Raw genomic sequence first — 9,568 nt, 5'->3', positions numbered from 1 at the left:
TCGGTGGGTTACGCTTCGCTAACCCACCCTACAAGTCTACAGATCGATCACGAGCCGGTTCAGATTCGGTGCCTTGATGAGATCGCCGTCGATCTCGCACGGTTTGCCGTCGGCGTGGGCTTGCCGCGCGCCCGGATAGCGAAGGACGATCCGTTTCGGCGCGGTTCCGGTCACGCTCAGATCGACCGTCACTTGCGATTCGCCGCGGCGGGCTCTGAGACTGACCGTTCCGAAGCAGGTCGGCAGCTCGTTCAGCGTAATGCCTTCGCCTTCCCACCAGGCATCGGGGACGGCTCGAAAAAGTTCGAGCGTGCCGCCGTTTTCCCTAATCAACATGCGGCGGATCGCGGTGGCGAATTCGGCGCCGATCCAGGTGTGAGGCATATCGCCGATATAGTCCGGCACGCGCGGGTCGGCCCAGACGACCTCGGCCCAATGACGCCAACCGGCGGGTCTTCGCCAGGTGAGCGCATCCCCGAGGAGCCGGAAGGCCTCCTCGGTTCGACCCAGCGCCACGAGCGCGTTCAGATTGCGAATCTCGTACGGCGTAAAGCCCCCTTCGAAACCGGGCGCCCGGATTACCTCGAGATGATCGCGATAAAGGTCATAAGTCGCCTGGAGATACTCGGCCGGAAGCACATCCTCCACACGGCAGGGTTCGAAAGCGATGGAGGTCGACGTGGGATCGACATCCTCGCGATCGGCGGAGGCATGGACCAGCCCCGAACCGAGCTCTTCGGTCGTCATTCGCAATGAGCGGGCCAGGTTTGCGGCGAACTCCTGTTCCTTGGTTTCGGCCAGGTTCGCGATTTCCGCATCGCCGATCTCGGCGGCCAGATAGGCGCAGTCGCGCCACGCCCGCAACGCGAAAAAGTTGTCCCAGTAGCTGTAGGTCGGCTTGTTGTAACCCTCGTGGCTGATGGATGGCGCCAAAAGCCCATGGAACCGCGTTTCGGGCCCGTGCAGCGCATTGGTTCGCGCGCAGAGTTCCTCGATGAATCGGGTGGCCCGGACGACGGGTTCGAAAATGGCTTCGAGAAAGGCGCGATCCCGGCTGAAGCGATAGGTGTCGGCTGCGATCGCCACGAACTGGCCCTGGGCGTCGAACTCGATGTCGCTTCCGTAGCCGCGGTTTACGCTACCGTCGGGATTCAGGATCGGCGGCACCATGCCGTTGTCGTAGATGCGTTTCGAGTACCACAGCACGTAGCGCTCGGCCTCTTCGATCAAACCGGCGTAGAGCAGGGCAAGGGCCTGCGAGGAGCCGTCGCGTATCCAGGTTCGGTCGTAATTGCGCGGACCGGGCTTGAAGGCATAGCGGGTGGCGTTCACCAGGATGAGTCCCGTCTGTGCCTCGACCGTATCGCTGACTTCGCGGTCTCCCACCGTGATTCTGCGCGGGCCGATCTTCTCGCGCCAAACTCGAGCGACCTTCTCGCGAATGCTGGCGAAGTCGACCTCCGTGTCGGGTGCGATACCGTCCCTGAGCGGAGCCGATACGACGAAGGAAGCGGTCTCGCCCGGGGCCAGGGAAAAGTCGAACTCGCATGCGGCACTCAGGAGACCGGAATCGGAATGCAAGCAGCGTTCGGTGTGCTGCGGCTGGTTCTCGATCAGTTTCACCACGTCTCCGTCGTGAAATTCGGCGATCGTCGCGACATCGGGGGCACTCGAAAAACCGGCATACCACCCATCGTTGACCCGAACCTCCTTTCCGTCGATGGCTATCGAGTTGATGATCGCGTGTCCGCCGTGTTGCCAATACGGGTTGATTTGGGCGGGGCGCAGCGCGAGGACGAGCGCCCCTTGCTGCGGCACGCCGGCGCGGTTCGTGATGCGGTACTCGACTATCGCTTGCCCTGCATCGGCGAGGGCGGTCGCCCTAAGTTCCACCTCCCGCGCCGACCACGCGACGGAAGGAATGGGCAGCGCGCCGTCGGCCAGCGTTTGAGTGATCGCGGAAGCGCCGGGCGCGCCGTGAAGCGTTCCGTCCAGTCGAAACAACGGCATGAGTTGGCCGGAACCGGGGCGGGGCTCGAGATTGCCGTATTCGTCGAAAAGGGCATCCTCGGACCGATCGATCTCCCCGAGCACGGTCCAATAGACCTGCCGCTCCAGAAGAGCCTGCGGATAAAGATCGCTGCGCGCCACTTGCGCCGCGCGCTCCAGTTGGCCGATCGGCATTCTGTCCTTGTTCAGGATGCGGAGCTTGAGTTCGTCGACGACAGCCCCTTCCGGACTGCTTGCCTCGTGAACCGTGAAGCGCAGATAGCGGCTCGTGGTGGATCGCCAATAAAAGCTGTCGTAGTCGCCGTTGCCGAGGATGATGCGGCCGACCTCCCGAAAGTTCTCGCCGTCGTCGGAAAGCTCGACCGAAAAGTCGGTTCCGTAAGTCTCTCCCCATTGGACCAGCACGCCGAGCGGCGATCGCGTATACCCGAAATCGACGGTAATGCTCTCGCCTGGCGGAATCTTGACCGGCCCACGGCCCAACGCCGCGATTCGCCCCGGCTCTTGCACCGACGCGGCCTCGCCCGGACCGTACAGGTTGATTTCGACGATTTCGAGGCCCCGCTCCGGCTCCGGATCGGCGCAAGTCCAGCGCACGAATCGAGCCTCCGTCGGCGGAAACGCGAAGACGTCTTGACCGCCCTCGCCGTGGCGGGTGGCACAAAGAGGCGTCCACGCTTCGCCGTCGAGCGAGGACACGAAGGAATATACCTTGGGCGCATGCCTGCCCCAGTAAACCTCGAGTCCTCCGAGGATCGCGATCCGGCCGAAATCGATCTCGAGCCAGGGGGCCACCGACGGTTCGGAGACCCATCGCGTCGAGTAGGAGTCGTCGATGGCGGCTCGGGGATCGCCGCCGCTGGCAGTCACCGTCCATCGGCCTTTGTAGGGGACATTCATGCGCACTCCGCAGTCGGGTGTAGTGAGTTGGCTCAGAAGATTAACACCATTGCAGCGCTGATCCGACTGCTGGCTTCACCCTTCCGCGGCAGGCGGCTCGAGGTATTCTTGCGCCACAGTTTCGTGCAGAAAGAGATAGCCGAATCCTCGGCACATCCACTGCGCACGGAATACCGGTGAAGACGTCAACTTCGCCCCATGCCATGCCCTTGTTTTCGAAGAAAGCCAATGATCAACGAGTTGACACGCTCGGGCGCGTCCGCCTGAACCCAGTGACTCGCCTCGGGGATGCGTTCGACCCGGATATTCGGAACCCATCGTTCCAAACCCTGGGTCAGCCCGATACCGAGATAGCGATCCTGCTCACCCCAGATCAAAAGTGTCGGCGCATGAATGGGGCGGATCTGCCGCCGGAATCGGAGAAGGTTGCGGCGGAACAGGGCACGGTAATAATGAATCGCCGCAGTCAGCGCGCCCGGCTGCGCCAGGGCTTGCTTGTAGCACTGAATGTCGGCTTCGGTGAACGCATCGGGCCGCACCGGATCGGTCCGCAATATCCGGCCTAATCCGGCATAATCATCCGCTCGAATCAGCCTTTCGGGCAGCCACGGGAGCTGGAAGAAGAATACGTACCAGGACTTCCGCAACTGCGCCGGCGTCCTGAGTTCCTGAAAGAAACGCTCCGGATGCGGGGCATTCAGGACGATCAAATTCTCTACCGCCTGCGGATGGCGCATGGCCAGAAACCAGGCGATGGCACCGCCCCAATCATGTCCGACCACCGCGCATCGCTCTTGGCCCAGCGCGTGAATGATCGCGAGCACGTCGTCCGCCAGGGTTTCCAGGCGATAAGGCCTGATTCCAGCGGGTTTTTCGGACTCGTTGTAGCCGCGGAGATCCGGGGCGACTACGCGAAAGCCCGCTTCCGCCAGTGCCGGGATTTGGTGACGCCATGAGTACCAGAATTCCGGAAATCCGTGCAGCAACACGACGAGAGGCCCGGTTCCGGCTTCCACCCAGTGCAGGCGTATTCCGTTGACTACCGCGTAGCGGTGATTCCAGTGCCGGGATGATGCCTCTCCGGGTGCCATACCTTATCGATAGCTGCTGCGCGGAAGTCAGCTGTGCGAGGTCCCCGGCTTCTCGGCGAGGAGGGCCCGCAGCGCGGCCTTGGGCTCGTCGAGAAGGGGGCGGCCATGGTCGAAGCAGAGCACCGCGAAGTCCAGGTCCAGCAAATTCCGCACGCTCTGCCGGGTTAGCGCCGGGTTCTCGTGATACTCGGCCGGAACAAAGGCCAAGGCCTCGCCGGCTCCGTGCGACAGAAGATCCGGGCAAAACAGGATGCCGGGACGCTTCGGCAAGAAGAAGGCGTAATGCGCGGATTCCGGTCCCGGCGTGTGGATCGCCCGAAGGCCCCCCGGCAGCACATCGCCTGCCCGGTAGCGCAGGTCCGGTTCCTCGTCCATGGGCCGCGTGCCGTCGGGCGCATACACCTTCACGCCCAAACGACGGCGGTAATGCCAGGCGGCCCGCTGATGGCAGGCGGCGGTGAGGCAAATCGCCTCCACCGGCCCTAAGCGTTCGAGGACCGCTGTCTCGACCCTCAAGGGATCGATAAGGACCATGCGGTCACCCGACGCGATGGCGTGCGCATCACTCTCGTAACCGATACGATCATCCTGCACGGACCAGCGCCACACCCCGGGCACCACGGTTTCGATCGTTGCCGCAATGGCTTTCGGTTCGGACATCACACTTCCTTTCGGATCGTCTTCTTTGTTTAGACGCCGGCCTCATCCGTATGCTCCTGTCGGTCGCGCGGCGTGCTCGATCGCGCCACTTCGCACGGTGATCGGCGAATAGCCGACGGAATTTCCGAATCACCCGCAATCCGTTCGGCCGCCTTTTTCATTTCGGTAACACTCGCGTGCAACTCCCTTTCGGGAGACGAGTCTGATTAGTCAGGCGAGAGCAGTACGGATCACTCGGAGGAGAATGCCATGAAGCGGAACTCAACACTGTACGGGGCGGCCGTGGGGGCCGCGTTGATGTATTTGCTCGACCCGGATCGCGGGCGATATCGCCGGGCCGTTCTCCGCGACAAGACGACGAGCAGCATGAACCGATTCGATGACGCGTTTCAGGTGGCCCTGCGCGACCTTCGCAATCGCGCGGTCGGCATGGTCGCGGAGCTCAACGGGTGGCTGACGGCGGGGCCTGTCCCCGACGACTTGCTGGTTGATAGGGTACGGTCCAATATCGGACGGGTGGTCTCCCATCCCAAAGTCATCGACGTCAAGGTGCAGGACGGTTTTGTGACGCTCTCCGGTCCGGTACTGGCGCATGAGCACAAGCCGCTCTACCGGTGTGTGGCCTCGGTACGCGGAGTCAGGGGTGTGGACGATCGGCTGGAAGTACATGAGACCGCGGAGCAGATCCCCGAACTTCAGGGCGGAGTTCCGCGCCGCCGGATACGCCCGGACATCTTGCAGGAGAACTGGGCGCCGGCCACCCGGCTGATCGCCGGCGCAACCGGAACCACCCTGGCGGTCAATGCCCTGCGGCATGCGAGTCCGCTCACGGCCGTTTTGGGTTTGGCGGGTTCCACCCTGATCCTGCGGGCACTGACCAACAAACCGCTCACGGGCGGACCGAGCGTCGCCGAGGGCTACCGTCCCGAGGCAATTCAATCGCCTCGCCCCGCACCCGAGACGACCCAGCAGCCTCCCCCGTCCGAACGGGAGGAAGCGCTCCATTAAGAAGAGAGACGAAGGATGAAAGTCCTCATACTCAGTTCAGACTATTTCGAGGATGCCGAACTCCTCGTGCCGTACTACCGGCTGAAAGAGGAGGGAATTCCGGTCGAGATCGCTTCCGACAAAACCGGGACGATCATCGGCAAGCACGGCTACGAAGTGGCGGTCGACAAGAAGCTTTCGGAAATCGTTCCGCAAGATTACGACGTTCTTCTGCTCCCCGGCGGCAAAGCGCCGGCCGCATTGCGGGAGGAACCCTCGGCCTTGGCGATCGCCAAGGCTTTCATGCAGAACGATCGGCCGGTAGCGGCCGTTTGCCACGGGCCGCAGATCCTGATTTCGGCCGGTGTGCTGAAAAATCGGCACGCCACTTGTTATCGGGCCGTCGCGGACGAAATGAGGCAAGCCGGAGCCCATTATGAAGACCGGGAGGTCGTCGTGGACGGCAATCTGGTAACGTCGAGACAACCCGCGGATCTCCCGGCGTTCATGCGGGAATTCATGAAGCTCCTGAAAAACAGGGCTTCTCGTTGATATGGAAGAATTACCGGAACAGCCATGAATACCGAACAAGCCCGCTTGCGGGAACTCCAAATGCAAATGGAGGAATGGCAAGCCGAACTCGACCGGCTGGAAGCGTGGCCAGCGACCCGGCTCGAGCAAAAGGAGCGGATCGAGGCGCTAAGGGAAAAACTGCGGATCGGCGCGGAACAGCTGAGCGAGTGGCGCGGCGGACGCTTGGAAATACCGTAAAGCAGAAATACCAGCCGAGTTGAGGAACGAAACTCGGGTTTTCAGCCGTTGTTGGGACTCCTATGGATACACTTTTCGAAAACCGCACGGACGCCGGCCGCAAATTGGCGGAGGCCTTGGGTGCTTATGCCGGCCGTTCCGACCTGATCGTTCTCGCCCTGCCGCGCGGCGGGGTGCCGGTGGCATACGAAGTCGCCCGTGCCCTGAAAGCGCCCTTGGACCTTTTGATCGTGCGCAAGCTCGGAACACCCGGCAATCCGGAGTTGGCCATGGGCGCGATCGCCAGCGGGGGCGCCTCCGTGCTGAACCGCGATGTGGTATCGATCTACCGGATCAGCGACGAAGTTATCGAGAACGCCGCCGCGAAAGAGCGCCAGGAACTGGAGCGCCGCGAGCGGCTTTACCGGGGCGATCGTCCGTACCCCGATATCGAGAACCGCTGCATCATCGTGGTGGACGACGGCATCGCCACGGGAGCGACCATGCGCGCCGGCCTCGCCGCCCTGCGCCAGCGAAACCCGTCCTGCATCGTGGTCGCCGTGCCGCTGGCGCCGGTGGATACGGTGGAGCGTTTGCGCGCCGAAGTCGACGAGGTGGTCTGCTTGATGACTCCCGAGCCGTTTTTTGCAGTGGGTCAAGGATACCGGGACTTTTCCCAGACCACCGATGACGAGGTTCGGGAGATTCTTACCCGAGCCTGGGGCGAGACATCGGATTAAACAAGCTTTTTGTTCGGCAGGGAGATGAAGAGATGAATCAAGCCGCACCCTCGGATTCCATTGAATTTCCGGTAGGTCCGGCGGGCGTGACGCTGTCCGGCTCGCTGTTCATTCCGGACCAGCCTCAAGGACTCGTGATCTTCGCCCACGGCAGCGGCAGCAGCCGGTTCAGCCCGCGCAACCGCGCCGTCGCCGATTTCCTCAACCGCGCCGACCTCGCTACGCTGCTGTTCGATCTTCTCACCGCGGAGGAACACGAGGTCGACCAGTACACCCGTCAATTCCGTTTCGACATCGGCCTCTTGACCGATCGCCTGGTGGGCGCGATCGACTGGGCCACGCAATACGAATTGACCACCGACCTTTCCTTCGGATTGTTCGGCGCCAGCACCGGCGCGGCGGCGGCGCTCCGGGCCGCCGCCGAGCGTCCGGAATCGGTGGCGGCCGTGGTATCGCGGGGCGGACGGCCGGATCTCGCGGAGGAGCGATTGCCCGAGGTTCTGGCACCCACGCTCCTGATCGTCGGCGGTTACGACGATGTGGTCATCGAGCTCAACCGCTTGGCGGCGGAGCGCATGAATGCCGTGAACCGGCTGGAGATAGTCCCCGGCGCGACCCATCTGTTCGAGGAACCCGGCACGCTGGAAAAGGTGGAAGAACTCGCCCGCGACTGGTTCCTGAAGTATCTGCGTCGATGAACCGCGGCCCGCTTCGCCTGTTCGCGCTGAGCGAAAGCCGGACATTGGGAGAAAACATCGCCCGCGCATTGGGTTCTGACTTGTCCTTAGTCGAGGAAAAAGATTTCGACGACGGCGAGCACAAGGCGTATCCGGCCGAGAACGTGCGGGACTCCGACGTATTCGTGGTGCAATCGCTGTACGACGAGCCCGGCAAGACCGTCAACGACAAACTGTGCCGCCTGTGGTTTTTTGTCGGTGCGCTCAAGGATGCGTCCGCCGCCTCGGTGACCGCGGTCGTGCCGTATTTGGCCTATGCTCGGGCCGACCGGAAAACCCGGCCGCGCGAACCGGTCACGCTGCGTTATGTGGCGCAGCTGTTCGAGGCCGCGGGCGCGGACCGGGTTATCACCCTCGACGTCCACGATCTGGCGGGTTTTCAGAATGCCTTCCGCTGCCGGACCGACCATTTGGAAGCCGGGAAGCTGCTGATCGAGCATTTCGCGGCGAAACTCCACGGAGACGTGGCCGTGGTCTCGCCCGACGCAGGTGGGCTCAAACGGGCAGAGAGCTTCCGCCGCAAGTTGTCCCGGCGGCTCGGCGCGACTGTCGGCAGCGCCCTCATGGAAAAGTACCGCAGCGATGACACGGTACGCGGTGCGATTCTGGCGGGAAATGTGCGCGGCAAAACGGCCCTCATCGTCGATGACATGATCAGCACCGGCGGCACCGTAGCGCGCGCCGCCCAGGTTTGCCGCGAACAAGGCGCCTTAGCCGTCCACGTCGCCTCAACCCACGGGCTGTTCGTCGGCGAGGCCGCGAGCGTCGTGGCCGATCCCGTCCTGGACAGCCTGGCCGTCACCGACAGCGTTCCGCTTTTCAGGCTTCCTCCGGAAACGGCTCAGGGGAAGCTGACGGTCATCCCGATCGCGCCGCTGTTCGCGGAAGCCGTCCGGCAGATCCATGCCGGCGGTTCCGTCAGCGCGTTGATGGAGGATTGAAAGAGCCGGCCGAAACCGCTGAGCACCCAACAAGTAAGTCGGGAATCCTTTCCCGACGTTAACGGGTCGGCACGCAGGCTTGTCGGCAAAGGATTGCCGACCTACTAACTTCGTTCAGCACATCCTACGGACGGGTCCGTCGGCCAAGGATTGCCGACCTGCGAACTTGAGCTTGGATCGATAAACGCCAGCCCGGGTTAATGTTTGCCGCCTTTATGTCCGCCCTTGCGCGTCGGCTCGCGATCCTCTTCTTTTCCGTGACCGCTGCCGCCCCGCTTTTTCCCGCCGCCGTGAATTTTGTTCACCGTGGCCCACGCGCGCCGCTCGGCTTCCTCTTCGGGGACGCCGCGCGATTCGTAACCTTCCTCGATGTGCCGAGCCTGCCGTTTCTGCTTCTCGGTGTACTTTTCTTTACTTCCTCTGGCCATAGCCCTGTCCTCTGCCGTTCGGACCGATGTTCGAATGGGAACAAGCCGACCTTGGTCGAACTTATTCCAAACCGTTTTCGAGAAGGAATTCATGTTTGTAGGGTGGGTTAGGCCGCGAGGCCGTAACCCGCCGAGCGGCCTCGGACCTGTCCTGAGCCAAGTCGAAGGGTCGGTGGGCTACGCGGAGCCTGTCCTGAGCCTGTCGAAGGGCTAACCCGCCATCGATGGGTTTCGCTTCGCTCTACCCATCCTACGATGAATGTTCACTCGAACGCCGGATAAAATTAGACCGGCTCAGGGCCGACGAGTTTGGTCTGGCCGGTG

10 protein-coding genes are annotated in these 9,568 nt (G+C 62.7%); 6 read left to right on the top strand and 4 right to left on the bottom strand.

Annotated elements, in window-relative coordinates; genetic code table 11:
* Nucleotides 1-36: 36 nt before the first annotated feature.
* The 3 genes from ABJK70_RS14895 to ABJK70_RS14885 all read right to left on the bottom strand — a co-directional run bounded on the left by ABJK70_RS14895 (nt 37) and on the right by ABJK70_RS14885 (nt 4,661).
* Nucleotides 37-2,910 carry a discoidin domain-containing protein gene (locus ABJK70_RS14895; RefSeq protein ID WP_347258353.1) on the bottom strand — a complete coding sequence of 958 codons (2,874 nt, stop codon included), beginning with the start codon at nt 2,908-2,910 and terminating at the stop codon, nt 37-39.
* 185 nt (nt 2,911-3,095) lie between these two features.
* On the bottom strand, nt 3,096-4,001 hold the full coding sequence (locus ABJK70_RS14890; protein WP_347258352.1) for an alpha/beta hydrolase: 906 nt from the start codon (nt 3,999-4,001) through the stop codon (nt 3,096-3,098).
* Between the two features lie 27 nt (nt 4,002-4,028).
* Nucleotides 4,029-4,661: a hypothetical protein gene (locus ABJK70_RS14885; protein WP_205780799.1), complete on the bottom strand. Its 633-nt coding sequence runs from the start codon at nt 4,659-4,661 to the stop codon at nt 4,029-4,031.
* Between the two features lie 249 nt (nt 4,662-4,910).
* Here ABJK70_RS14885 and ABJK70_RS14880 point away from each other — a divergent pair, with 249 nt between their 5' ends.
* The 6 genes from ABJK70_RS14880 to ABJK70_RS14855 all read left to right on the top strand — a co-directional run bounded on the left by ABJK70_RS14880 (nt 4,911) and on the right by ABJK70_RS14855 (nt 8,816).
* Nucleotides 4,911-5,669, top strand: coding sequence for a BON domain-containing protein (locus ABJK70_RS14880; RefSeq protein ID WP_077730939.1), 759 nt, complete (start codon nt 4,911-4,913; stop codon nt 5,667-5,669).
* Between the two features lie 15 nt (nt 5,670-5,684).
* The gene (locus ABJK70_RS14875; RefSeq protein ID WP_077730938.1) at nt 5,685-6,200 is read left to right on the top strand and encodes a type 1 glutamine amidotransferase domain-containing protein; all 516 of its coding nucleotides are present in this window, start codon (nt 5,685-5,687) and stop codon (nt 6,198-6,200) included.
* A 24-nt stretch (nt 6,201-6,224) separates the two neighbouring features.
* Nucleotides 6,225-6,419: a hypothetical protein gene (locus ABJK70_RS14870; protein WP_086134842.1), complete on the top strand. Its 195-nt coding sequence runs from the start codon at nt 6,225-6,227 to the stop codon at nt 6,417-6,419.
* 62 nt (nt 6,420-6,481) lie between these two features.
* On the top strand, nt 6,482-7,138 hold the full coding sequence (locus ABJK70_RS14865) for a phosphoribosyltransferase (protein WP_347258351.1): 657 nt from the start codon (nt 6,482-6,484) through the stop codon (nt 7,136-7,138).
* A gap of 32 nt (nt 7,139-7,170) precedes the next feature.
* Entirely contained in the window at nt 7,171-7,836 is a 666-nt protein-coding gene (locus tag ABJK70_RS14860; protein ID WP_077730935.1) for an alpha/beta family hydrolase, read from the top strand.
* Entirely contained in the window at nt 7,833-8,816 is a 984-nt protein-coding gene (locus tag ABJK70_RS14855; RefSeq protein ID WP_156879868.1) for a ribose-phosphate pyrophosphokinase, read from the top strand. The genes ABJK70_RS14860 and ABJK70_RS14855 overlap by 4 nt, the downstream gene beginning before the upstream one ends.
* A 197-nt stretch (nt 8,817-9,013) precedes the next feature.
* On the opposite strand, the gene ABJK70_RS14850 is transcribed toward ABJK70_RS14855, so the two are convergent.
* On the bottom strand, nt 9,014-9,244 hold the full coding sequence (locus tag ABJK70_RS14850; RefSeq protein ID WP_205780798.1) for a hypothetical protein: 231 nt from the start codon (nt 9,242-9,244) through the stop codon (nt 9,014-9,016).
* Nucleotides 9,245-9,568: the final 324 nt, after the last annotated feature.

It is taken from the genome of Methylocaldum sp., assembly GCF_039794385.1.
Taxonomy (GTDB): domain Bacteria; phylum Pseudomonadota; class Gammaproteobacteria; order Methylococcales; family Methylococcaceae; genus Methylocaldum.
This window is presented reverse-complemented; position numbering and strand designations above follow the sequence as displayed.

What these genes read in the sequence shown, in the direction of transcription:
- ABJK70_RS14895 (WP_347258353.1), bottom strand. Translation starts at nt 2,910, where the DNA reads ATGAATGTCCCCTACAAAGGCCGATGGACGGTGACTGCCAGCGGCGGC.
- ABJK70_RS14890 (WP_347258352.1), bottom strand. Translation starts at nt 4,001, where the DNA reads ATGGCACCCGGAGAGGCATCATCCCGGCACTGGAATCACCGCTACGCG.
- ABJK70_RS14885 (WP_205780799.1), bottom strand. Translation starts at nt 4,661, where the DNA reads ATGTCCGAACCGAAAGCCATTGCGGCAACGATCGAAACCGTGGTGCCC.
- ABJK70_RS14880 (WP_077730939.1), top strand. Translation starts at nt 4,911, where the DNA reads ATGAAGCGGAACTCAACACTGTACGGGGCGGCCGTGGGGGCCGCGTTG.
- ABJK70_RS14875 (WP_077730938.1), top strand. Translation starts at nt 5,685, where the DNA reads ATGAAAGTCCTCATACTCAGTTCAGACTATTTCGAGGATGCCGAACTC.
- ABJK70_RS14870 (WP_086134842.1), top strand. Translation starts at nt 6,225, where the DNA reads ATGAATACCGAACAAGCCCGCTTGCGGGAACTCCAAATGCAAATGGAG.
- ABJK70_RS14865 (WP_347258351.1), top strand. Translation starts at nt 6,482, where the DNA reads ATGGATACACTTTTCGAAAACCGCACGGACGCCGGCCGCAAATTGGCG.
- ABJK70_RS14860 (WP_077730935.1), top strand. Translation starts at nt 7,171, where the DNA reads ATGAATCAAGCCGCACCCTCGGATTCCATTGAATTTCCGGTAGGTCCG.
- ABJK70_RS14855 (WP_156879868.1), top strand. Translation starts at nt 7,833, where the DNA reads ATGAACCGCGGCCCGCTTCGCCTGTTCGCGCTGAGCGAAAGCCGGACA.
- ABJK70_RS14850 (WP_205780798.1), bottom strand. Translation starts at nt 9,244, where the DNA reads ATGGCCAGAGGAAGTAAAGAAAAGTACACCGAGAAGCAGAAACGGCAG.